At 66.1% G+C, this 23040-nt stretch carries 19 protein-coding genes; 5 read left to right on the forward strand and 14 right to left on the reverse strand.

Annotated elements, in window-relative coordinates; genetic code table 11:
• The first annotated feature begins 7 nt into the window (after positions 1-7).
• The 4 genes from pdeM (at position 8) to SCLO_RS15245 (ending at position 7224) form a co-directional block, all read left to right on the forward strand.
• The gene (pdeM, locus tag SCLO_RS15230; protein WP_066520296.1) at positions 8-667 is read left to right on the forward strand and encodes a ligase-associated DNA damage response endonuclease PdeM; all 660 of its coding nucleotides are present in this window, start codon (positions 8-10) and stop codon (positions 665-667) included.
• A gap of 186 nt (positions 668-853) precedes the next feature.
• Positions 854-3658 carry a TonB-dependent receptor gene (locus SCLO_RS15235; RefSeq protein WP_066520298.1) on the forward strand — a complete coding sequence of 935 codons (2805 nt, stop codon included), beginning with the start codon at positions 854-856 and terminating at the stop codon, positions 3656-3658.
• Between the two features lie 233 nt (positions 3659-3891).
• Positions 3892-6666 (forward strand): TonB-dependent receptor, encoded by a 2775-nt coding sequence (locus SCLO_RS23595; protein WP_231923253.1) that lies wholly within the window; start codon positions 3892-3894, stop codon positions 6664-6666.
• 231 nt (positions 6667-6897) lie between these two features.
• Positions 6898-7224 (forward strand): antibiotic biosynthesis monooxygenase family protein, encoded by a 327-nt coding sequence (locus tag SCLO_RS15245; RefSeq protein ID WP_066520302.1) that lies wholly within the window; start codon positions 6898-6900, stop codon positions 7222-7224.
• Between the two features lie 3 nt (positions 7225-7227).
• On the opposite strand, the gene SCLO_RS15250 is transcribed toward SCLO_RS15245, so the two are convergent.
• Positions 7228-7905, reverse strand: a complete 678-nt coding sequence (locus SCLO_RS15250; protein ID WP_066520305.1) for a spermine/spermidine synthase domain-containing protein — start codon at positions 7903-7905, stop codon at positions 7228-7230.
• Between the two features lie 152 nt (positions 7906-8057).
• Here SCLO_RS15250 and SCLO_RS15255 point away from each other — a divergent pair, with 152 nt between their 5' ends.
• Complete coding sequence (locus tag SCLO_RS15255) at positions 8058-8510, forward strand: 3'-5' exoribonuclease (RefSeq protein ID WP_066520308.1); 453 nt, start codon at positions 8058-8060, stop codon at positions 8508-8510.
• Between the two features lie 10 nt (positions 8511-8520).
• On the opposite strand, the gene SCLO_RS15260 is transcribed toward SCLO_RS15255, so the two are convergent.
• The 13 genes from SCLO_RS15260 to SCLO_RS15320 form a co-directional block, all read right to left on the reverse strand.
• Positions 8521-9843, reverse strand: a complete 1323-nt coding sequence (locus tag SCLO_RS15260) for a glycoside hydrolase family protein (protein ID WP_231923254.1) — start codon at positions 9841-9843, stop codon at positions 8521-8523.
• Positions 9844-9944: 101 nt separating this feature from the next.
• On the reverse strand, positions 9945-12701 hold the full coding sequence (locus SCLO_RS15265; protein ID WP_066520313.1) for a TonB-dependent receptor: 2757 nt from the start codon (positions 12699-12701) through the stop codon (positions 9945-9947).
• A gap of 131 nt (positions 12702-12832) precedes the next feature.
• Positions 12833-13993 carry a glycoside hydrolase family 32 protein gene (locus SCLO_RS15270; RefSeq protein WP_231923255.1) on the reverse strand — a complete coding sequence of 387 codons (1161 nt, stop codon included), beginning with the start codon at positions 13991-13993 and terminating at the stop codon, positions 12833-12835.
• A 170-nt stretch (positions 13994-14163) separates the two neighbouring features.
• A complete protein-coding gene (gene istB, locus SCLO_RS15275) occupies positions 14164-14892 on the reverse strand; it encodes an IS21-like element helper ATPase IstB (protein WP_096362194.1) in 729 nt (242 codons plus the stop codon).
• Positions 14879-16393 carry an IS21 family transposase gene (gene istA, locus SCLO_RS15280; RefSeq protein WP_096362065.1) on the reverse strand — a complete coding sequence of 505 codons (1515 nt, stop codon included), beginning with the start codon at positions 16391-16393 and terminating at the stop codon, positions 14879-14881. Before istA ends, istB begins: the two co-directional genes overlap by 14 nt.
• 336 nt (positions 16394-16729) lie before the next feature.
• Positions 16730-17737: a contractile injection system protein, VgrG/Pvc8 family gene (locus SCLO_RS15285; protein ID WP_096362169.1), complete on the reverse strand. Its 1008-nt coding sequence runs from the start codon at positions 17735-17737 to the stop codon at positions 16730-16732.
• Positions 17734-18144 (reverse strand): phage tail protein, encoded by a 411-nt coding sequence (locus SCLO_RS15290; protein ID WP_066519771.1) that lies wholly within the window; start codon positions 18142-18144, stop codon positions 17734-17736. The genes SCLO_RS15285 and SCLO_RS15290 overlap by 4 nt, the downstream gene beginning before the upstream one ends.
• A gap of 8 nt (positions 18145-18152) precedes the next feature.
• Complete coding sequence (locus tag SCLO_RS15295; protein WP_066519770.1) at positions 18153-18338, reverse strand: hypothetical protein; 186 nt, start codon at positions 18336-18338, stop codon at positions 18153-18155.
• An 11-nt stretch (positions 18339-18349) separates the two neighbouring features.
• Entirely contained in the window at positions 18350-20803 is a 2454-nt protein-coding gene (locus tag SCLO_RS15300) for a phage tail tape measure protein (protein ID WP_066519767.1), read from the reverse strand.
• Positions 20803-20943 (reverse strand): GpE family phage tail protein, encoded by a 141-nt coding sequence (locus tag SCLO_RS15305; RefSeq protein WP_066519765.1) that lies wholly within the window; start codon positions 20941-20943, stop codon positions 20803-20805. The genes SCLO_RS15300 and SCLO_RS15305 overlap by 1 nt, the downstream gene beginning before the upstream one ends.
• Before the next feature lie 8 nt (positions 20944-20951).
• Positions 20952-21257, reverse strand: coding sequence for a phage tail assembly protein (locus SCLO_RS15310; protein ID WP_066519762.1), 306 nt, complete (start codon positions 21255-21257; stop codon positions 20952-20954).
• A 65-nt stretch (positions 21258-21322) separates the two neighbouring features.
• Positions 21323-21838: a phage major tail tube protein gene (locus SCLO_RS15315; RefSeq protein ID WP_066519757.1), complete on the reverse strand. Its 516-nt coding sequence runs from the start codon at positions 21836-21838 to the stop codon at positions 21323-21325.
• 30 nt (positions 21839-21868) lie between these two features.
• Positions 21869-23038 carry a phage tail sheath subtilisin-like domain-containing protein gene (locus SCLO_RS15320; protein WP_066519751.1) on the reverse strand — a complete coding sequence of 390 codons (1170 nt, stop codon included), beginning with the start codon at positions 23036-23038 and terminating at the stop codon, positions 21869-21871.
• Between the last annotated feature and the right edge of the window lie 2 nt (positions 23039-23040).

The raw sequence follows: 23040 nt of genomic DNA on the forward strand, positions 1-23040 counted from the left end.
CGGGTCCATGGTTCCCCTTTCGTTCGCGGGTCACGACTTTCTGGCATTGCCGGAGGCGGCGCTGTTCTGGCCCGCCCATGGCGCGCTGCTGGTCGCCGACCTGCATTTCGAGAAGGCGAGCTGGTATGCGCGCTTCGGCCAGTTCCTGCCGCCCCATGACAGCCACGCCACGCTGGACCTGATCGAAACATTGGTGGAGCGGACCGGCGCGAGGGCGGTCTGGTCGCTGGGGGACAGTTTCCACGATGCCGACGGCGCGGCGCGGCTGGATGTGCGCGCGCGGGAGAGGCTGGCGGCGCTGACGGCGCGGCTCGACTGGCTGTGGATCACGGGCAATCACGATGCGGGGGTGGCGGCGATGCCGGGCGGGCGCAGGCTGGCGGAGGCGGAGGCGGGCGGCATCCTGCTGCGCCACGAGGCGGTGGCGGAGGATGACCGGCCGGAGATTTCGGGGCATTTCCACCCCAAGCTGCGCCTGTCGCTGCGCGGCCGCCATGTGTCGCGCCGTTGCTTCGTGGGATCGGCAAGCAAGCTGATTCTCCCGGCGCTGGGCAGCCTGACCGGCGGGCTGGACGCCCGTCATGGCGAAATCCGGCGCGCGGTGGGGCCGGGCGCGACCGCCATGGTGCCGCTGTCCGACCGGCTGCTCCGCTTTCCGCTTACGTAAGCGGACGCTACGGAAACGGGAATTTAACATGTGGCCGCTAGGCAACATGTCATGCGAATTATCATGCGGACGCGTCGAAAAGCCCCGGAAAAGCAGGGGTCTATTGCTTTCGACAGACTGTGGCAGCATAATCGCGGCCATTCCGACATGGGCAAAACCACGCGGAACAGGAGAGGACCGACCATCATGAAACATTATGGCCTTTGGCTTTCAACCGCCGGCGTGGTCGCGCTGGTGGCCGCGATCCCCCTTGCCCATGCGCAGGAGCAGGCAGCGCCGCAAGCCGCCGTCGAGGAGGATGGCGCCAATATCATCGTCACCGCGACCCGGCGCGCCAGCCCGTTGTCGGACGTGCCGATCGCCGTATCGGCCGTCACCGCGCAGGCGATGCAGAACAGCGGCGCGACGGACATCCGCGCGCTCAACCAGCTTGCGCCCTCGATGCTGATTTCCTCGACCGGATCGGAAGCCAATGCGTCGGCCCGCATCCGCGGCATCGGCACGGTGGGCGACAATCCGGGCCTGGAAAGCTCGGTCGCGGTGTTCATCGACGGCGTGTACCGCTCGCGCACCGGCGCGGGCCTCACCGACCTGGGCGAGATCGAGCGCGTGGAAGTGCTGCGCGGGCCGCAGGGCACGCTGTTCGGCCGCAACGCGTCGGCGGGCCTCATCAACATCATCAGCAAGGCGCCGGAGTTCACGCTGGGCGGCAAGGCCGAGGTGACCTATGGCAATTACGACTATTGGCGTCTGGCGGGCCGCATCACCGGGCCGGTGAGCGACAGCATCGCGCTGGCGCTGGACGGCGTATGGTCGAAGCGGGACGGCTTCTACAAGCTGGTCGACGCGGCCGGGAACAAGGTGGGCGACACCAATGACCGCGACCGCTGGTTCCTGCGCGGGCAGGCATTGATCGAACCGAACGACGCGCTCTCCATCCGGCTGATCGGCGATTATACGAACCGCGACGAAAGCTGCTGCGGCGCGGCCACTATCGAAACGCGCGAGCGGGTGCCGCTGCCCGGCGGCGGATATGGGACCAACGATTTCAACCGCATCGCCGCCATCATGCAGGGGCAGGGCGCGGTGTTCCACGACGATCCCTATGACCGCAAGCTGACGATCAACCAGAACCGCAACTATGTCAGCAAGCTCAAGGACTGGGGCGTTTCGGGCGAGATCAACTATGATTTCGGCGGCGCGAAGCTGACCAGCATCACCGCCTATCGCGACTACAAGTCGAAGGATTATGGCGATTACGATTATAGCGCCGCCGACCTGCTCTATCGCGATCCGGGCACCTTCCGCCAGTTCAAGACCTTCACGCAGGAATTGCGCTTGCAGGGGTCGGCCTTCAACGACCGGCTCGACTGGCTGGTCGGCGGCTATTACGCCAATGAAAAGCTGACCTTGCAAGACAATATCCGCTTCGGCGCGGACTATGGCCGCTTCGCCGCCTGCCGCCTGATGGCGGGCGCGGGGCCGACCAGCAACCTGACGCAAGCGCAACTGATGGCGTGCGGCGCCAATCCGCTCGCCACCTCCGCGCTGATCGGGGGCACGCAGGCGCAGCTTAACGCGGGCCTGACCAGCGCCTTCATCAATGCGGGCATGGACCCCGCCATGGCGGCGGCGCAGGCGGGCGCGATCTCCACCGGCCTCGGCAACGGTCTGGGCGCGCTGGCTTCCATTCCCGAGGGAACGGGGGACGTGGCTTCCCGCTATTATCAGAAGAGCCGGAACTGGGCGCTCTTCACCCATAATATCGTGCACATCACGCCGCAGCTCGACCTGACGCTGGGCCTGCGCTACACGCATGAACGCAAGCGTTTCTCGGCGGATTTCAACAACAACAACGCCATCTGCTCCGCCTTGCAGGCGTCGGGGCTGCGCAACATCGCGATCAACCCGCAACTGGGCAGCGCCGCGGCGCTGGCGGGCGGCATCCTGACGCTGGGCTGCCTTGGCAACGGGTCCACGGGCCTCAACGCGCTGGACCTGCGCGACCGGATCAGCGACGGCGAGTTTTCCGGCACGGCCGTGCTGTCGTGGAAGCCGGTCGACGCACTGCTGGTCTATGGCAGCTATTCGCGCGGCTACAAGGCGGGCGGCTATAATCTGGACCGCTTCCAATTGGGATCGACCGGGCTCAATCCGGTTCCGGCGGTCTTTTCGCCGCGCAGCAACGCGGACGTGACATCGCTGCGCTTCGCGGCGGAGAAGGTGGACGCGTTCGAGGTGGGCCTGAAATACAGCCAGCCCAAATGGAGCGCGAACATCGCCGCCTTCCGGCAGGAGTTCAAGAATTTCCAGTTGAACACCTTCAACGGCACCAGCTTCATCGTCCAGAACATCAATGGCTGTGACGGGGACCTGTCCGCCGCCCGCACCTGCGACAAGGGCGACGTGTCGCCGGGCCTGGTCAGCCAGGGCGTCGAGCTGGAGCTGACGGCATCGCCGGTGCGCAATGTGCGTCTTTCGGGCGGCATGACCTATGCCCGCGCGAAGTTCGCCAACCGGCTGGTCGGCAGCAGCGACGGCAGCGTGCCGCTCGACCCGGCGCTGTTCCTGCTGCCCGGATCGATCAATTCGCAGGCGCCCAAGCTGGTGACGACCGCCAGCGCGGCCTGGACGCCGGCGATCGGCTCCGGCGGGATGTCGGCGCTCTTCTATGTCGACGCGCGCATGACAGGCGACTTCAACACCGGGTCGGACCTGTTCCCCGAAAAGCGGCAGGATGGCTTTTCGGTCGTGAACGCCCGCATCGGCCTGCGCGGGCCGCAGCAGAAATGGGCGATCGAATTCTGGGGCCAGAATGTCTTCAACGCGAAATATACGCAGGTGGCCTTCAGCAGCCCGCTCCAGTCGAGCAGCCCGGCGACATCGACGACCGGGCAATTCGCATCGGGCGGCGTGATGGCGAACCAGTTGATTTCCGCCTATCTGGCGGAACCGCGCACCTACGGCATCACGCTGCGCGGGTCTTTCTGATCCGGGGCGTCGGCCCGCGATCCGGCCGGGATGCCGGGTCGCGGGATCAGCCCGCTTCCCCGATCATTGCGATGTATCTGTAGCGAGCGCGGCCTTGCCCGGCCGGGACTGTCCGGCGCCGAAAATACAATTTGCGACAAATCTCCCTTTCCCCTGCGAGAGATTTGCGACAACTGGCCGCTAGGGAGAGGCCTGTCGAGGGTCTGTCCTGGGGGTTTTCCGTGCGTCGTTCCATGTCCTTTGCCTTGTTCGTCCTGCTGTCCGGCGCCGCGCCCGGCGCGCTGATGGCGCAGGAGGTCGAGCGCCGTCCGCCCGTGGAGATGGAGGAAGGGGACGAGATCGTCGTCACCGGCCAGCCCGAACGCGGGGCGGTGCCGGGCGATGTCCGGCCCGAACAGCAATTCCGCGCCGCCGACATCCGCGCGCTGGGTGTCGCGTCGATTTCGGAAATGGTGTCGGAACTGTCGGCGGAAACCAACGGCACGCCCATCATCCTGCTGAACGGCAAGCGCATCTCCAGTTTCTCGGAGATTCAGGACCTGCCCGCCGAAGCGGTGGCGCGGGTGGACGTGCTGCCCGAACAGGTGGCTTCATCCTATGGCTATGCGCCGACGCAGAAGGTCATGAACATCGTGCTGCGCCCGCGCTTCCGCGCCGAATCCGCCGATCTGCGCGGCGGCACGACGACCGATGGCGGGCGGGAGAGCGGATCGGGCGAAGTGGGCGTCATGCGCATCCGGGGCGACAACCGCTTCACGCTGAACCTCAAATACAGCCGCGCGGCGCATCTGCTGGAAAGTCAGCGGGACATCGATCCGACCGCGCCCTCCCGGCCCTATTCCCTGGGCGGCAACGTCGCCGCCATGACGCAGGACGGGGAAATCGACCCGGCGCTTTCGGCCCTTGCCGGGGAGGCGGTGACCGTCGCGGCCGTGCCGGAAAGCGCGGGGGCCTCCATCCCGTCCCTCGACGATTTCGTCGCGGGCGCGAACCGGGCGGGCGTCAGCGACCTGGGCCGCTATCGCACGCTCAGTCCCGCGACGGAAAGCTTCTCCGCCAACGCCACGCTGGCCCGCGCGCTGGGCGGCGTGTCCGCCACCGTCAACGGGCGGCTGGAACTGTCCGACAATGATTCGCTTCAGGGGCTGTCGGCGCTGGCGCTGGATCTGCCCGCGGGCCATCCCTTCTCCCCCTTCGCGAACGACGTGCGGCTTTATCGCTATCTCGCGCAGGCGGGGGCGCTGGGGCAGAATATCCGGGGCACGACCGGCCATGTCGGCATCACGCTGAACGGCGGGCTGGGCGGGGGATGGCAATGGTCCTTCACCGGGAACGGCGACATTTCGGACACGCGCACGCGCACGGACCGGGGCGTTTCGGCCGGGGCGATGCAGGCGCTTCTGGATGCGGGCGATCCGGGCTTCCATCCCTATGGCCCCATCGCGGACGATCTGCTCGCCACCCGCCTCACCGACCGGGCGCGGGCGAAGTCGCAGGCGATTTCGGGCGACCTGCTGCTGAGCGGCCCCCTGTTCGACCTGCCCGCCGGGGAGGTCACGACATCGGTCCGCCTGGGCGGATCGGCGAACGGCTTCGAAAGCTGGTCGATCCGGTCCGGCGTCGAACGCAATGCCGACTATAACCGCGAGATCGCGAGCGGGCAGGTCAGCCTGGACGTGCCGCTCACCAGCCGGTCGAAGGGCGTGCTGGGCGCGCTGGGCGACATCGGCGTCAACATGAACGCCGCCGCGCAGCGCCTGTCGGACTTCGGCACGCTTTCGACGCTGGGCTACGGCCTGCGCTGGAAGCCGGTGCGCGCCGTCCAGATCCTGATGTCCGCCAATCAGGACCGCGCCGCGCCCACCGGATCGCAGATCACCGACCCGCTGATCTCCACGCCCAACATGCCCGTCTTCGACTATGCGACCGGGCAGACGGTGTTCGTGACGCAATTGTCGGGCGGCAATGCCGCGCTCAAGGAAAGCGTGCGCGACCAGTTCCGCCTGAGCGCCACGGTCAAGCCCTTCGACAAGCCCAACCTGACGCTGACCGCGACCTATCTCAACAGCCGCACCCGCAATCCCATCGCGGCCTTCCCCACGCCCACGCCCGCGATCGAGGCCGCTTTCCAGGATCGCTTCCTGCGCGACGCGGACGGCAACCTGATGCAGATCGACGCGCGGCCGATCAATTTCCTGCGCTCGCAAAGCGAACAACTGCGCTGGGGCTTCAACCTGTCGATCCCGATCAAGTCGCGCGTGCAGAAGCTGGTCGAGGCATGGCGGGCGGCAGGCGCCAGGCCGGAGGACAGGCCCGCCGAACTGCGGTCGCTGTTCGGCAACCGCCGGCCCGGCGGCGCAGGCGGCGGTGATGGCGAAGGCGGCGGCCCGCCGCGCCGCGATGAGGGTCCTGGCGGGCCGGAGGGACCGGGCGACGCCAATGCAGGGCCGGGCGGCGGACGGCCGGGCGGCGGCTTCGGCGGTCCGGGCGGCTTTGGCGGGCGGCGCGGCGGCGGAGGCGGGGGCGGGCGCCTGAGCTTCGGCCTCTATCATACATGGCATCTGACCGAGAGCATCCTGATCGCGCCGGGCGTGCCGGAACTCAACCTGCTGAGCGGCGACGCGACCGGATCGTCGGGCGGGCAGCCGCGTCATGAAGTGCAGGCGCGGCTGGGCTATTCCAACAACGGCATCGGCGGCAGGCTGAGCGTCGACTGGGAAAGCGGCACGCATGTCGACGGCGCGCTGGGCGGCGCGTCGCGCCTGAACTTCGGCAGCCTCGCCACCGCCAATCTGCGCCTCTTCGCCAATCTGGGGCAGATGCCGGGGCTGGCGCGCGACCATCCCTTCCTGCGGGGGGCGCGGGTGTCGATCGGCATCGACAATATCTTCAACGCCCGCCGCCATGTGACGGACGCGACCGGCGCGACGCCGCTGCGCTATCAGCGGGACTATCTGGACCCGCTGGGCCGCACGGTGTCGATCAGCTTCCGCAAGCTGTTCTTCTGACGGATGGGCGCGGCTTTCTCCCCGGAATGATCATGCCGATGACGAACGGGGGTGCTGGTGTTTTTTGGGTGGGTTCCAGACATCTCAGCCCGAATGGAGATTGAATGTCCGCTCCTGCCCCAAACCCGCCAACGCAGGCAACCCGCATGCTCGCCTCGATGAATTGTGCGGGTGCCGGAAACCTCTCCGGCCCCCGGCCATTCTCCCTGTGTAACAAGGGAGAGGAAAGCCATGTTCATCGCGGTCTACTGGTGGCGCGTCCACCCCGGCAAGGAGGAGCAGTTCCGCGCGGCATGGCGCAAAGGCACCGACCTCATCCGCGAAAAATACGGCAGCTACGGCTCGCGCCTGCACCGCGACGCGGACGGGCGTTTCGTGGGCTATGCCGAATGGCCGGACGAGGCGACATGGCGCGCGGCCTTCGACCGGAAAATGGTCTATGACGATCCGGAAACCCGCGCCGCCTTCGTCGATGCCGTCGCCGAAGTCCCGCCCGACGCCGACCCCATCTTCACCATGACGGTGACGGACGACCTGCTGCTGCGCTCGCGCGGCTGACCGTCACCGCGTCCGCTTCTCGCCGAACCAGATGACGTGCTGCGGCCCCTTGCCGTTGCTGCGGGCGCGGACGCGGACTTCATCCACGGCAAGGCCGCTTTGCGACAGGCGGCGGGTGAAGGCGGCGTCCGGCCCGGCGGACCAGACCGCCAGCACGCCGCCGGGCTTTAGCGCCGCGATCGCCGCCGCCAGCCCCGACGCCGAATAGAGCCGGTCATTCTCCGGCCGCACCAGCCCGTCCGGCCCATTGTCCACATCGAGCAGGATGGCGTCATATCGCCCCTTCGCGGCGGCGATCACGTCCGCCACATCCTTCCCCAGCAGTTCGACGCGCGGATCGTCCAGGCATCCCGCCGCCAGTTCCGCCATCGGCCCCCGCGCCCATTGGATGATCTCCGGCACCAGTTCGGCAACGGTGATCCGCGCGTCCTGGCCCAGCGCGGCCAGCGCCGCGCGCAGCGTGAAGCCCATGCCATAACCGCCGATCAGGAAATGCGGCGCGGTGCGCCCGCGCAGCCTTTCGCAGCTCATGTTGGCCAGCGCTTCCTCCGACCCGCTCATGCGGCTGCTCATCAATTCGTTGCGGTCGAGCACGATCATGAAGTCCCCGCCGCGCCGGTAGAGCGTCAGTTCCGCTCCGCCCGGCACGATGGCCGATCCGATAAATTCGCGTGGCTGCATGGGAATCCTTCTGTTCTGGCGGGGTCGCTTCGCCTTCCCCCTATGGCATGTGGCCGCGCCGCTCCAGCCAAAGCTGCGACGAAGGGGTTTACGCCCAGCAAAGGCGGCGTCATAGCGGCCCCAACCCTCCATTACTGAAAAGCGTCCCTGTTTTGCGATATTTCCTCGATACAGAGTTCAACGGCTTTGGCGGCGAGTTGATCAGCCTCGCGCTCGTTCCTGAATATGGCGATCAGGATTTCTATGTATCGCTGCCGCTGCCGGACAGGGTCCATTCATGGGTCGAGCGCAACGTCATCCCCTATCTCCGCTCCGTTCCGCCGGGCGTCGACCATGTGCTGGGCCGCGAGGAGGCCGCGCGGCATATCGAAGCCTATCTGGCGAACGATCCCGATCCGGTGATCGTGGCGGACTGGCCGGACGACCTCGGCTATTTCTGCCATCTTCTCGTGACGGGGCCGGGCGAGATGATCACCATCGGCGGGCTGCGGCTGGAGCTGCTCAACTGCGCGGGTTTCAGCGCCTCGGCCAACAGCCGCACGCCGCACAACGCCCTGCACGACGCGCGCGCGCTCAAGGATTTCTGCCTCGGCCTGACCTATTGAGCCGCGCCCTTCAGCGCGTCGTCACGACGCCGCTGAGGGCCACAGGTTCCCCGTCCATGGTGAGCGAGAGCCGGCTGTTGCCGATATGGTAGAAGCGGAAGCTCAGCGCCCTGAAACCATTGATATAGGCGATACCCAGCCCCAGCTTCGGGTCCACCACAAGGTCGAGCGCATAGCGCCCGTCGGCCGAAGGCGGAAAGGCGACGCGCGGCGCTTGTGCGCTGTCCCGCCCGCGCAGCAGGAAGCGCGCCTCTCCCCTGGCCGTGTCGATCCTGATCCGGCTGGGTTCCTGCCCGGCTTCCCGCAACAATATGCCGAACGCGCTGCCCGGACGGACCTGTAGCGTCATCCGTGCGAGCAGCGGCTGCGCGGCGGAGCCGATCTCCAGCGCCTGCGGGGACAGCGTCCTGCGCTCCCGCCGGAATTGCGCCGCGACCGTCTCCGGCAGGCTGACCGCCAGGTCGCCCCGCGCATTCCGCCGCAGCGCATGGACGACCAGATCGCCACCCCAGTCGAAATCCATGGCGTCGTCATGCCGCTTCTTGTGCGCCAGCCATCCGAAAAGCAGCCGCCGGTCGCCCGACCCGGCGGACTTCCCCGCATAGAAAGCCCGCCCGTCCAGCGCGTCGAAGCGGCGATAGACATAAGGCCCGGCGCTCCGTGACGCGGCCAGATAACGCACCTGCCGCGACTCCTCGCGCTGGTCGGAATAGAGCAGATACCAGTCGCCGCCTTCCCGGAACAGGTCGGGCACTTCCAGGTTGAGCGGCGAATCCTCCTCATAAATGGGCGGCCGCGCCGTCCATTGCGTCAGGTCGGCCGAACTGTAGAGGCCGATGACGGCCTTGCCCCGCCGCCGCGTCGCCAGCAGCATCCACCAGGCTTTCGCCTCCGCGTTCCAGAACAGGAAGGGATCGCGGAAATCCCGCCGGTCATAGGCCGGCGAACCGGCAAAGGCGGTTTCGGGATGCTTGGTCCAGGGGCCGGTGAGGGCAGGGGCCCTTGCCTCCATCACCACCTCCTTCGGGTCGGCATGGGGATGGTGGCCCGTATAATAGAGGCGGTATCCGCCTTTGGGATCGGCGATGACGCTGCCGCTGCCGGTCCAGAAATCCGGCTCGTCCGCCTTGCCTGCCGGGATGGATTCGCTTGGCGGCGACCATGTGAGGCCGTCCCGGCTCTGCGTCAGCCAGAAAGGATGGCGTCCCTCATTCTTGAGGTAGAAGACGGAATAGACGCCATTTTCGTAAAAGGGATTGGGATCGCCGATCCCCGCTTGTTCATGGGCGAAATAGACGGGCGCGTCCGCCGCCGGCAGCAACGGGGCGCTCATCAACAAAAGGGCGATCGCGCGGCCGAACATGGCGTCCTTTCTCGCAACGAGAGGGGGTGGAAGCGGAAAGGCGGGTGCCTTTCCGCTTCCGGGGGGAAAGCTTACATCTTGAAGCGCACGCCCAGGCTGAAATAGCGGCCCTCGATCCTCAGATCGCGCGGGAAATACTGGGTTTCGTTATAATAACGATAATTGTTGAACGGCTTGCCCAATATGTTGCTGACATTGCCGACCAGGGTGATGCCCTTCACCATCTCATAGGATGCGGAGAAATCGAGGCGGGAAATGCCCCGCGTGATCTCGCCCGCATATTGGTCCTCATTGGCGTTGCGGTTGTAGCTGTTGATGAAGCTCGACCGGCGATTATAGGACAGCCGCGCCGAAATCGGGCCTTTCTCATAGAAGCCGGTCAGGTTGTAGGCCCATTTGGACAGGCCCGTGATCCGCACCTGACGCCCGCCCTCGCCCAGCGCCAGCGGCAGGGCGTTGGTGCCGTCCAGATAGGTGACGTTCGCCTGCACGCCAAAGCCCGACAGCCAACCGGGAAGGAAGTCGAAGAAGGTCTGGAAGGAGGCTTCCGCGCCCTTGATCCGGCCCTTGCCCGCATTTTCCGGGCGGTTGATCTGGATCAGGCCATATTCCGGGTCCACCACGTCGCGGGTGTAGTTGCTGATGAACCCGTTGAGGTCGCGATAGAAGATGGCGACCGTGGCCGACCCGGTGCGCGAGAAATAATATTCCAGCGTCGCGTCATAATTGTCGGATGTCAGCGGCTTGAGATTCGGGTTGCCGCCGCTGCCCGTCGCGCCGTAGCGGGGCGGGGAGCCGTCCGGCCCCGCGCCGTTCTGGACGAGGTTGAGCGATGGATTGAGCTGCCAGAAACCGGGCCGCGTGCGTGTCTGGTTGAAGGCGAGGCGCATCTGAAGCTGCGGCGTGAAGTGGATGCGCGTCTGGAAGGAAGGCAGCACGTCCAGATAATTCTGGCGGGTATCCTGCGGCACGATCTGCACCGTGCCGTCGGGGTCGACCACGCGGGAATTGCCAGAATAGCGGCCGTCCGTATTGACCACCCGCACGCCGAACGTGCCGTCGGCGCTGATGCCGCCCAGGTCGAATGCGAACTTGCCCTGCCCGTACATGGCATAGCTGGCTTCCTTCGCCCGGAAGCCGCCCAGCGGATTATAGGGGATGTCCGCCGTGGCGAAGCTGCCCGCCGCGCCGGGGTCGATCCGCCCCAGCGCGTCATAGGAAAGCTGGCGCAGCGCTTCGGCATTGTTCAGGATCGCGCCGCGTCCGGGAGCCAGCCAGTTCTGGAACCGCTGCGGATCGCCCCGGAAACCGTCATTGATGAGCGAAAGCTCGCCGGTCGGCAGGCTGGCGAGCGGCGTGCCCAGCGCGGCGACATAGGCATAGCGGTCGTCGCTCTGCGAGGATGCCGTGCGGTCGCTCGCCCGGATGCCGAACTGGAGGTGCGGCAGCCAGCCGATGTCGGTTTCCAGGTCCAGGTCCAGCCGGCCCTGAACGCCGTCGCCCTTGGTCACCAGATGCCGCTGGTAGAAGCCGCGCCAGACATAATTGGCCGGGTCCGCATTGTCGAAATCGCCCAGATCGAAGACCGCCGAACCCTTGACGTCCCAATCGACATTGATGGTCGGCGCATAGGCCAGTTGCCCGTCGATCTTGGTTTCATGGGCTTCATATCTGCTGTTGGTATAGGCGAAGTCGCCCGACAGGGTGGCGCGCCCGGTCGTCCATTTGAAGCCCGCCGCGAACTGATAGGTGTCGGTCTTGTCGTCCTGCGCCGCGCGGGAGAATTCGGGGACGTAGCCGCCCGTCTTGGTGAAGCTCGCCGCCTTGTCCGGCTCGCCATCCACCAGCACCACATTGCCGATGGTGGGTGGCACGCCATTGGCGTCGGGCCGCTCGAAATTGACGTTGAAGGAATCGCGCAGCACGTCGCCGCGATAGGCCTGCCACAGGCCTTCGGCATAGATTTCGAGGTCGGGGGTGGGCCGCCACTGGATCGTGCCGTTGATGGCCGGGCGGTGGCGGATGCCCTTTTCGTAGAAATTGCCCGCATTGGCCGGGAAGCGGAAATTGCCCACGCCCGGCGTCGTCACGGTCATGTCGTCGTCGGGGCTGCCTTCGTTGAAGCCCAGCGGGCTGATGATCGCGGAGTCGGCATAGCGGTCCGCATTGCGATAGGTCATGCGGGTGTAGCTGAAGTTGATGAGGGCGCCGATCTCGCCGATGCCGGTGTCCCAACGCTTGGTCAGCAGCAGGTTGCCCGACGGGTCGAACGCCCTCGACTGGTCGTTGTAGGAACCGCGCACCTCGCCCGCGATATTGGTGTCGTCGATCTCGAAGGGACGGCGCGAACGCAGGTTGATGAGGCCCGCGAGCCCCGGCTCGACCAGATCGGACGTGCCGGACTTGTAGACCTCGATCCCCGCCACGACGCCCGCCGGGAAATCCTGCAAGTGCAGCACGCGGTCGTCGGCGGTGAAGAATTCACGGTTGTTGAAGGTCGTGCCCACATTGGGCAGGCCGCGCACCAGCACGTCGCCCGCCTCGTCGTTATAGCGCAGCACCTGCACGCCCACGATGCGCGAAATGGCTTCGGACGCATTATTGTCGGGCAGCTTGCCGATGTCTTCCGAAACGATCGAATCGACGATGGCGTCGGACCGGCGCTTCATTTCCTGCGCCGATCCGATGGCGGCGCGATAGCCGGTGACCACGATGTCGCCCGCCTGCGCGGCTTCGGCGTCCTGCGCCGTCTGCGCGGCGACGGGCGCGGCGAGCAGCAGCGGCGCGAGCGATGTGGAGCCCAGTAAGGCGAATGTCCTGATGTTCATGGCTGTTATTCTCCCTGCATTCCTGATTATTCCGGCCGCAAGCCATCGCTCCCCGGATCTTTCCGATCGGGCGATGGCGGCCTGGGTGATGAAGATCGGTGGCGCCTATCGGGCGCGGGCGACGGTGATCGTCAGTGGGCGTCCTCCTGCCGCATCGGCCAGGCCGTGATGGTCATCGACGCCGGTCCGCCCAGCGCCGCCGCGCTCCAGCGCAGTTTGCCGCCGCCCCGGAAGAAGCGGTCGGTGATGGTCTGGGCGCCGTCATTGATGAAAAGCTCGATGATCGATTCGTCCACCAGCACCCGGAGCGAAACCTTGCCGCTCTTGAGGTCGACCGGCGCGACATGCCGGTTGGGGAAGCCGTCATGGAAATGCGGGCCGGACCGGGTGCGGTCGACGAACACCTCGTTCACCGCCGGATTGACGCCGATCACGGTCTGGTAGCCCTGCTCGTCGGTGAGGACGATGGCGACCTGATCCGCCTTGCCCGCGTCGAGGTCGATCTGGAGGTCGAGCGACTGGCCCTCCACCGGCAGCGCCACCGGCTGCTCGCCCAGGCGCAGCCCCTGCGCGGATCGCGGCGTTCCGCGCAGCGTCTCCACCTCCCGCACCGGCATCTGCGCGATGCGATAGCCCTGCGCCGTCCTGCGCAGCGTCACCGTGCGCGGCACCGTCATCAGCCCGCGCGCGGGCCAGGTCGGGATTGCTTCGGCATAGCGCCAGTCATTGGCCCAGCCGATCCAGATGCGGCGCGGATCGTCCTTGGGCAGGTCGTTCCACGAAACGGCGGCGTAGAAGTCCGCGCCATAATCCATCCACACCGGGTCGCTGCCCCAGCCGGCGGCGGGGGTGAAGCGCTTCCCGTCGAAATCGCCGACGAAATATTGCCCGCCCGATCCGCCGCCCACGGCATTGTCGCCCAGATTGATGCCCAGCACCCAGCGCTTCTCGCCCGGCGCGCCGCCTTCGACCGGCAGTTCGAACAGGTCGGGACATTCCCAGTTGCGCCCCTTGCCCCCGGCGGGACCGAAGCTGCTGGCGAAGGTCCATTGGCGGAGGTCGGGCGAGGTGAAGATCACCGCCCGGTTCTCCAGCGCCATCACCGCCACCATCACCCAGCGGTTCGATGGCGCGTGCCAGAATATCTTGGGATCGCGGAACTCGGGCGATCCGACGCTCAGCACTTCGCCATGGACGGTCCATGTCCGCCCCCGGTCGTTGCTGTAGGCCAGATATTGCGATTGCAGCTTCGCGCCCGGATTATGGCCGGTATAGATCGCGATCAGTGTCAAACGGCGTTCAAAAGGGACCCCCGATCGGCGTCGAAGAGGGACCCCCTTTTTCGGATATGATGTTGGTTTGTTGAAGATGGCCTTGCGCTGCGTGCGGCGGAGGGCGGGCGTAGCCCGACCGGAGGCGCGCGCAGCGCAAGATAGATTTTTGAAGGCGCCGAAGGTAGCGGTCAGCTGCGGTTTTTGAAGCGCCAGCTGTCGTTGCCCGTCTCGATGATATCGCAGTGGTGGGTGACGCGGTCGAGCAGCGCCGTAGTCATCTTGGGATCCCCGAAGACGGTAGGCCACTCGCCGAAGGCAAGGTTGGTGGTGATGATGACGCTGGTGCGCTCATAAAGCTTGCTGATGAGGTGGAACAGCAACTGCCCTCCCGAGCGTGCGAACGGCAGATATCCAAGCTCGTCGAGCACGATCAGATCGAGCCGCGACAGCTGCGCCGCCAGGGTCCCGCCTTTGCCGATCCGGGTCTCCTCTTCGAGGCGTGTCACCAGATCGACGGTGTTGAAGTAGCGGGCGCGAGCGCCCCTTCGCACGACATTGGCGGTGATCGCGATGGCGAGGTGGGTCTTGCCTGTCCCCGTGCCGCCGACCAGCACGATATTGCGGCGAGGCGGGAGGAAGGAGCCATCGTGAAGGGAGCGGATCATCTCCTCATTGATCGGTGTGCCCTCGAAGCTGAACCGCTCCAGGTCCTTCACCACGGGCAGCCTCGCAGCCGTCATCCGATAGCGGATGGAGGCTGCATCCCGGTGGGTCGCCTCAGCACGGAGCAGGTCGGTCAGTATCTCCATGGTGGTGCGCTTGCGCTGGAGGCCGGTGGTGACCGCCTCGTCGAACGCCGCCGCCATGCCCTTGAGTCCGAGGCCGCGCATCGTGTCGATCATATCATGCCGCTGCATCATAGCCTCGCAGCAGATCATAGCGGGCACAGTCGGCGAGCGGAGGATGCTGCAGCATCCGGTCTTCCGAAGTGACGATGCTGTGGGGTGTCGCCGGCTCGCGGCGCCGGGAGAGGATGTTGAGGATCAGCTCGTCGCTGGCCGTTCCGTTCGCCAACGCTTCGCGCACGGCAGCCTCTACCGGCTCCAGGCCATCGGTGAGCACCGCCGAGAGGACCCGCACGAACCTGCGATCGGCCTCGTCCCCGGTGCCGAGCCTTCGCCGTAATCGGTGCAGGGCGGGCGGCAGATCCCAGTCCTGGAACGGTGCGCCGTTACGCAGCGCGCCGGGCTTGTGCGCGAGGACCGGCAGATAATGCCAGGGATCGTATATCGTGCGGTTCCGACCGAAGTGGCGCTCATGCTCCCCGACGATCGCATCGCCGCAGCGTATGACGATGCGATCGGCATAGGAGCGCACCTGAACGGTCCGGCGTGCGGCCGTCGACATGACCGAGTAGCGGTTGCGATCGAAGCTGATGAGGCAGGTGCCGGTGACGGCATGCTCGCTCTCATGGAAGCCGTCGAACGGTGCCAGGATCGGCTGCAGGGCCGGTCGCTCCATATCCAGCGCCTCGGCGACGGTAATATCCCCGCGTTCGGGATGGGCATGATGCTCGGCCCAGCGCCGGCACTCGGCCTCCAGCCACCCGTTGAGCTCGGCCAGGCTGGCGAACCGGAGTCGCGGCTGGAAGAAGCGGCCTCGGATCGTCTGGACCTGCTGCTCGACCTGGCCCTTCTCCCATCCCGCCGCCGGCGAGCAGGCGGTCGGCTCGACCATGTAATGATCGGTCATGATCAGGAAGCGGCGGTTGAACACACGCTCCTTGCCGGTGAACACGGCCGTCACCGCCGTCTTCATATTATCGTAGATACCGCGTCGCGGCACACCGCCGAAGAACGCGAACGCCCGGGCATGGGCATCGAACAGCATCTCCTGGCCCTCGCGCGGATAGGCCCGGACATAGGGTGCGCGCGAGTCGCAGAGACGCATATGCGCCACCTTCACCCGCATCGGCTTGCCGGCGATCTCCACATCCTCGTGGCTCCAGTCGAACTGGTAGGCCTCACCCGGCTGGAAGGTCATCGGGATGAACGCCGGTGCGCCTTCGCCAGCATCCTTCCGCCGCGCAGCACGCCAGCGCGCCGCATAGCGGCGCACCGCATCATAGGATCCATCGAACCCCTCGCGCACCAGCAGGTCATGGATACGCGTCATCCGTAGCCGATCGCGGCGGCCGCGCCCCTCGTTCTCCTCAAGCAGCGCATCGAGACGATCCTGATAAGGACCGATCCGCGGCAGCGGCTGGACTTTGCGCTGATAGTTGAACGCCGCCTCCGGCGACCGGATCGCCTTGCGGACTACCTTCCGCGACAAACGAAGGTCGCGCGCGATCGCCTTGATCGCCTTCCCCCCTGCATGCTCACGCCGAATCCGAACCACTGTCTCCACGATCAACATCCCGTTCTCGCCAACTGATCAAAACCAGTCGGCCGACTAAATCCCCGGGATGAAGGGGTCCTTTTTGCACGCCGATCACCCCACGAAGGGGGTGCCTATTGCACGCTGATCCTCACCACTGGTCGACAATTACGGTAAGGAGGCGCACGGGAAAGTGATGGAATTTCGCATCAGGACTGCCGACCTGCGTCAAATCCAGTATGAGAATATCCCACCGGAAGGGGTTCTGGAGTTTGCTCAAGACATAGAGGTCCGCCCTGCGGCGCGGGACGGTGTTCGAAAATACTGTGCTGGCAATAGGACACAGAACATTATCTTTTGCGCTGCGGTGTCGCGCTAGGGCGCCATTTCCATCTTCAGGTCGGTTCCGAAGCCGCCGCCCTTGTCCAGCCGGTGCGTCACTTCGGTGATGAGCCAAGTCGCCGCGTCGATCTCCGGTTTGAAGCCGGTCACGGTCACGCGGGCTTCGGGATAGGCGTCGGGCCGCCCCAGCGCCAGTTTCATGTCCAGCGTGGCGGGCGCGCGCTTCAGCCGGTCGTTTTCGGCATGGGCGGCGCGATTCGCGGAATCCTCATCGGGATAGATTTTGCGCAGCTTCTTCGCGCCGTCCTGTTTCCCGGCGGTGGTGGTCTTGCGCTTCGCCGCGCCCTTGTCATGCCAGCTGGCGGTCACCCCTTCCTGCCCGTCGCGCTTCTGCCGCTGCCAGCTATGCCCGTCGCCCGCATGCCGCCGCAGCGTCAGCCGGGGAAGCGGCTTGCCGGTGGCGGACATGCCCGCGCCCTTGCGCGCGAAGATCAGGTGCCCGTCCTTCACCGTGGCGACCGCGTCATTCTCGCGGCCGAGACGGCGCAGGAAGGCGATGTCGCTTTCCCGGCTCTGGCTGACAGACGGCAGGGCGATGCCCGCCAGATCGTCGGCGATGCGCGGCATCAGCCCGTTGCGCCCCGCCACGTCCTGAAGCACCGCGCCCAGGGTGCTGTCATGCCAGCTTTGTTCGCGCCGGTTGCGGATTTCGCTGGTGAAATCGGCCGCGCGCGCCCTGATCCGGATGACATCGGGCGGGCCGCTATGGGTCACGTCATCGACCTTGAAGCTGCCCTTGTCGAACAGGCCCACCGTCACGTCGCGGCCCTGCCGCCAGCCCAGCTGGACGCGCAGCAATGCGCCTTCCTTGGGGATGGCAAGGCGGCCGTCGCTGTCCTGAAGGGCGATGTCCAGTTCGTCGGCCTCGTCCCCGCGCTTTTCGGAGAGGGACAGGGAAATGAGGCGCGGGCGCAGGCGGTCGGTCAGGTCCGTCCCGTCCATGGTGACGCGCCAGTCCGCGATATTGTTGATCCCGGTCATGCGAAGGCGGCGTCCTGGACGGTCGCGGGATCTTCGACGCGCAGGAGGTCGATGCCGAAGTCGATCCGCCGCGCGCGGCCGTCCGCCATCAGGCTGGCATGGCGTTCGTCGAGCGCGGTGATGACGAAATGCCCATAGACGCGCCCGGTGCCGTCCACCACAGGCCAGGCATCCCCCTGCGCCGCCATGGCTTCCAGATCGGCCAGCGAGACGCGCCCGTCCGCGATCTCCGCATAGACGGAGCCGGAGAGGGTGACCGTTTCATCCCCCGGCCCGACATATTGCGTCGCCGCCATGGTCCCGACCCGGTCGGAGCGGGCATGTTTCCAGTCCGTCTTCCGCTGAAGCTGGTCGAAGGCGAGAGTGCTCAGTTCGAAGACGAACATGCCGATAGCCAGAAGACGCATGATGGTCCCTAATCCGCCATCCACTGACGCTTGATGTCAACGGGCACATCGTCATCTGCCTTCGAAAACTGCCCATAGCGCGTTGCTTCGGGTAGCATATTGGCTATGTTCCTGCGATCGGCGAGCGTCAGTTCGACCGCAATGGGTCTGCCCGGTTCATCCGAAAACCATTCGTTACCAACCTTCACGCGCATTTTCCGTCCTCCTATAGATCGTCGCCAAAGCCGCGCCCGCGCTTCCTGCGCTCGATCTCCTCGATCGCGCGGCGGACCTGTTCGGCGATGTCCTCGCCATGGCCCGCGCCTTCCACCTTGATCGTGATGGAATAGCTGTTGTGGATCGAGGCGGGGCCTGCGGAGGCCCCCGACGCTGAGGCAGCGGCGGCAGGCGCGGCAACGGCCATGGCTGCGCCGCCCGCGCCCACGGCGAGCGCGCGCGTCATCTGGCCGGAAAGGTCGGTGATGCGCGACAGCGGCCCGGACGTGTTGGCGGCAAGGCCCTGATCCAGCCCTTCCATGACGAAGCCGCCCAGCCCCATGAAGACGCGCGATGGCGATTGGATGCCCAGCTTCGATTTGAACCAGTTGGCGACCGAACTGGCGGCATTGACGACGGTGGACTTGAGCGCGCCCAGCATGCCGGTGATGCCGCTTATCAGCCCTTGGATGAGGTTGCGGCCGATCTCCGTGAAGTTCAGCGAACGCAGATAGTTGAGCGCGGGCAGGAAGGCGCGGATCAGCAGCCCGAGCGGCGTGAAATTCAGGAACGTGTCGACGATGTAGCCGATGGCGCTGGCGACCGCGGATTTGATGCCCGACCACAGATTGCCGAACCATGCCGAAATCGCGCCCCAATTATCGTAGATCAGATAGGCGGCGGCCGCGACGGCGGCGATGGCTGCGACGATCAGCAGCAACGGACCCAGCGCGATGCCGAGCGGCGCGGCGGCGGCGGTCAGCGCCGCGAAGGCCAGTGCCAACCCGCCCAGCAGGATCAGCAGGCCCGATCCGGCGGCGAGGAAAATCATGATCCCCTTTGCGAGCTTCGGATGCTCCTGCGCCCATTGGCGCAACCCGCTGGCGGCGTTCCTGACCTTTTCCGACACCGCCACCACGGTGGGCAGCAGCGCCTTGCCCATGGTGATGTTGAGGCCGGAAAGGGCGTTGGTGGCAAGGCCGGTCGCGCCTTCGGTGGTGGCGATGCGGTTGAGGAATTCCCCGTGCATCGATCCCGCCACGCGACTTTCGTCCCCGACCAGCGCGAGCCGCTGTTTCAGCCCGTCCAGATTGGTGAGCATGGGCGCGATGGCCGCCACGCTTTCCGAACCGAACAGATTGGTCAGGATGCCCGATTGCTTGTCCGGGTCCAGCTTTCCGATGCGCTCCATCACGTCGACGATGGTCCCGGCCGCATCCGTCTGCATCCGCTTCGCGACATCGGTGGCGGACAGCCCCAGCGCCTCATAGGCGGCCTGTTGCGCCTTGGTCGCGGCTTCGCCCTTGGTCAGCGCCAGCATCGTGTTCTTGATGCCGGTGGCGGCGACTTCGCTGGGGATGCCGATGGAATCGAGTGTCGACCCCAGCGCCGCGATCTGGGGCGCGGCAAGGCCCGCCACGCGGCCAAGCGGGCCGATCCGGGTGATGATGTCCGTCACATTGGCCGCCTTGCCGCCGAATGTATTGGTCAGCGCGTTGACGCGGTCGCCCAGCGCGCGGACGCCCGCCTGCGGCATTTCGAAGGCGGTGCGCCATTTGGCCATGGTCTCGCCCGCAATGTCCGCCGTCATGTCGAAGGCCACGCCCATTTCGGCGGCGTCGTTGGTGAATTCCAGCAGCTGCTGCCGCTGGTCGCGCATCGGTCGGCCGAGCTTGTCCATGCCGACGCCGGCGGCCCCGGCGGCGGCGGCGATGGTCGCCAGTTCGGTCGCGGCCATGGGAATGCGCTCGCTCATATCGATGAAGTCGTTGGACATCTGCTCGATCTGCGCGGGAACCATGTTGGTGACCTTCGACACGTCCGCCATGGAGCTTTCCAGCGTCATGGCCTGTCTTGTCGCCAGCACAATGGGCGCGGCGGTCGCGGTCCCGGCCGCGATCATGCCAAGGCCCGCGCCGGTGGCCTTGGCGCTGATGTCGTTCATCTTTTCCGAATTGCGCTTGGCCGCGCCCATTTTTTCGAGCTGGGCCGTCTGGCGCTTCAAGGCCTGATTGGCATCATGCGTCTGCGTGGCAAGCCGATCTTCGTGCCGCGCCAGATCCGCAACATCGATCCCGGCCGCGCTCAGCTTCGCGGACATCTGCTGCAATTCCGCGCCGCCCGCGTCGAGGCGCGCGGTCAGCTGGGCGGTTTCCTTCTGGGCGCGCTCGAATTCGGTGCGCAGCTTCTTGGTGGGCTTTTCCGTCGCCTCCATCTGCGCGCCCAGCTGGGCCACCTTCTGGCGGTTTTCCTCCAGCCGGGCGATGTCGGCGGCATAGCGGCTTTCGGTCGCCTTATATTTGCCGACCTGTTTTTGCAGCGCGTCCAGCTGCTTCAGCTGCTTTTGCGTTTCGGCCAGGTCGCGCCGCGCGGCCGACGATGCGTTCGTGATGGACTTGAGGGGCGCGGTCACCCGGTCCAGCCCCTCAAGGATCAGTTTCAGGCGAAGATTCTTGTCAGCCATTACCGCTTTCCGCGTTTGCCGGGATTGTCAGGCGGCTTCGATCGCAGGGCCGCCTGCTCGCGCCAGTGCATCAGTTCGGACAGCGCCATGCCGTCCATCGCGGCGGGCGGCCAATGGAAGATGACCGCCACGTCCGCCATCGCGTCCTCTACTGCGCGAGGACATCCATGCGCTGCGACTTCTGCAACAAAAAACCGCCCACCTCTGCCCCGCAGGCCAGAAGGTCCGCCGGTTCGAGATTCGCCGCTTCCGCTTCGGTGAGGCTGGGCACCGTGATGCGCGGCAGGATTTTGAGCAGGGCGTCCACCTTCAGCTGCCCCAGATCGACCAGCGAAAGGCCGCGCAGTTCACCGGCTCCCGGCTTCCTGATCTGGACAAAGGCGATGACGGATTCGCCGCGCTGCACCGGGGTGTCGAGCGTGACGGGTTCGGAAAGGACAGGCCGGTCGGACATGGTGGGATTCCCCGTTCGATGGATGGCAGGAAAGCCGCCCGCCGCAATGGACGGACGGCGCAGGATCAGAACATGCCGAGCGCGGCGCGCTGGGCGGCGAGGCGGTCGACGCCGTCGACGGCCTCGATCATGTTGAGCCGGTCGATCTCGATCAGCACTTCGTTGTTCCATGACAGCTTGTAGTAGGAGAGCACGGACGAGACCTTGAATTCGCCCTGTCCGCCCTTCTCCTGATCGCCCATGTCGATTTCCTTGTGGCGGCCGCGCACCACGACTTCGATCGCATCGACCGCGTCGCTGTCCTGCTGCTGATAGGAACCGACAAAGCGCAGATAGACGCCGTTCACCTTGGTGATGCCATATTGGCTGAAAATCTGGCGCATGGGGCCGCCATAGCTGTGCGACATTTCCAGCAGGCCGTCTGCGCCCATGTCGATGCCGACCGCCCCGCCCATGCCGCCGCCGTCCCATTCCTCGATCTTGCGGGACAGGACAGGCAGGGTGATGGTCTTGGCCTCCCCGACATGGGAAAGGCCTTCATTGTAGAGCAGGAAGTTCATGAGGGTGCGGGGCAGTCCCATGGCGTGTCTCCGGGGAAAAAGGGAAAGGGATCAGGCGGCCGCCAGCTGCTTCGCGAAGTCCGCGAAATAGACATCCGTGATGCGCTGGTTGAAGCCGAGGTCTTCGAGCGGCGGCGGCACCGTATAGTCATAGTCGATGCGCAGCTTTCCGGCCTTCAGGCTGGCGATGCTGTTATGGGCGGAATCATACCATGCATTCGCGCCCAGGATGACGCCGGGGGTCTTCAGTTCGAGGAAGAAGCCGTTGATCGTCTCGGCGATGTCGCGCGCCAGCGCGGGCGACAGCGGCTTGTCGATCGCCCACATCATGCCGCGCGCGACGGTGTCCGCGATCAGCTGCCCCACGCGCACGGTGCTTTCGAAGGCGAACAGCGGTTCGTCGGACGTGGTTCGGTTGCCCCAGAAGCGGAAGCCATTGTCGGACCGGATCAGCGCGGTCACTTCCGACGCGTTGAGCAGACCCGCTTCGGTCGCCTGATCCTCGATATCCCACTGGATGTCCTTGCTGAGGCCGACGACGCCCTGCACCGCCATGTTCGACAGCGTCTTGTGCGGCCCCACCGTTTCATCGATCAGGGCGCGCAGTCCCATGGCGCGGGCGGCGGCGTAGCTGGTCACCGCCTCATCCTCTTCGGTGTCCCACGCAAGGAAATCGGGCATCAGCAGCATGATTTCCCGCGCGGCGAAATTGGCGCGATAGGCGGTGGCGGCGGCGACCGTGTCGCCGATCGCGCGGGCGTAGACGAAACCGCGCAGCTTCTTCGCCACCACTGCCAGCGCGGTGGTGACGGCCTGCGTCTCAAGGCCGGGGGTGCCCAGAATCTTGGGCTGGACACCCAACGCCGCCTTGGCCACCAGCAGCGCCTGCATCCCCGTCTTGTGCCCTTCGGCCGTGGTGGTGCCGATGACGTTGCTGGCGGTTTCGGCCGCATCATCGCCTTCCTCGACGCGCACGACGACCACGATGGGGCGGCACTGGTCGGCGATGGCGCGCAGCGACTTGGCAAGGGTGCCGGTGACGCCCGCCTTGCCGATCGCCGCTTCCACGTCCGTCACCAGCGCGGGGCGGTTCAGCGGGAAGGTGGCGGCATCCGCGTCGGCGGCGATGGCGACAAGGCCGATGATCGCGGTGGAGACCGCCGTCAGCGTCCGCGCGCCGCTGGTCACTTCGGTGATGGTGATGCCATGTTTGAACGCCATGG

The organism is Sphingobium cloacae, from assembly GCF_002355855.1.
GTDB lineage: Bacteria > Pseudomonadota > Alphaproteobacteria > Sphingomonadales > Sphingomonadaceae > Sphingobium > Sphingobium cloacae.

Coding starts and splice junctions, on each gene's coding strand:
- pdeM (WP_066520296.1), top strand. CDS start 8: ATGGTTCCCCTTTCGTTCGCGGGTCACGACTTTCTGGCATTGCCGGAG.
- SCLO_RS15235 (WP_066520298.1), top strand. CDS start 854: ATGAAACATTATGGCCTTTGGCTTTCAACCGCCGGCGTGGTCGCGCTG.
- SCLO_RS23595 (WP_231923253.1), top strand. CDS start 3,892: ATGTCCTTTGCCTTGTTCGTCCTGCTGTCCGGCGCCGCGCCCGGCGCG.
- SCLO_RS15245 (WP_066520302.1), top strand. CDS start 6,898: ATGTTCATCGCGGTCTACTGGTGGCGCGTCCACCCCGGCAAGGAGGAG.
- SCLO_RS15250 (WP_066520305.1), bottom strand. CDS start 7,905: ATGCAGCCACGCGAATTTATCGGATCGGCCATCGTGCCGGGCGGAGCG.
- SCLO_RS15260 (WP_231923254.1), bottom strand. CDS start 9,843: ATGAGCGCCCCGTTGCTGCCGGCGGCGGACGCGCCCGTCTATTTCGCC.
- SCLO_RS15265 (WP_066520313.1), bottom strand. CDS start 12,701: ATGAACATCAGGACATTCGCCTTACTGGGCTCCACATCGCTCGCGCCG.
- istB (WP_096362194.1), bottom strand. CDS start 14,892: ATGCAGCGGCATGATATGATCGACACGATGCGCGGCCTCGGACTCAAG.
- istA (WP_096362065.1), bottom strand. CDS start 16,393: ATGTTGATCGTGGAGACAGTGGTTCGGATTCGGCGTGAGCATGCAGGG.
- SCLO_RS15285 (WP_096362169.1), bottom strand. CDS start 17,737: ATGACCGGGATCAACAATATCGCGGACTGGCGCGTCACCATGGACGGG.
- SCLO_RS15290 (WP_066519771.1), bottom strand. CDS start 18,144: ATGCGTCTTCTGGCTATCGGCATGTTCGTCTTCGAACTGAGCACTCTC.
- SCLO_RS15295 (WP_066519770.1), bottom strand. CDS start 18,338: ATGCGCGTGAAGGTTGGTAACGAATGGTTTTCGGATGAACCGGGCAGA.
- SCLO_RS15300 (WP_066519767.1), bottom strand. CDS start 20,803: ATGGCTGACAAGAATCTTCGCCTGAAACTGATCCTTGAGGGGCTGGAC.
- SCLO_RS15305 (WP_066519765.1), bottom strand. CDS start 20,943: ATGGCGGACGTGGCGGTCATCTTCCATTGGCCGCCCGCCGCGATGGAC.
- SCLO_RS15310 (WP_066519762.1), bottom strand. CDS start 21,257: ATGTCCGACCGGCCTGTCCTTTCCGAACCCGTCACGCTCGACACCCCG.
- SCLO_RS15315 (WP_066519757.1), bottom strand. CDS start 21,838: ATGGGACTGCCCCGCACCCTCATGAACTTCCTGCTCTACAATGAAGGC.
- SCLO_RS15320 (WP_066519751.1), bottom strand. CDS start 23,038: ATGGCGTTCAAACATGGCATCACCATCACCGAAGTGACCAGCGGCGCG.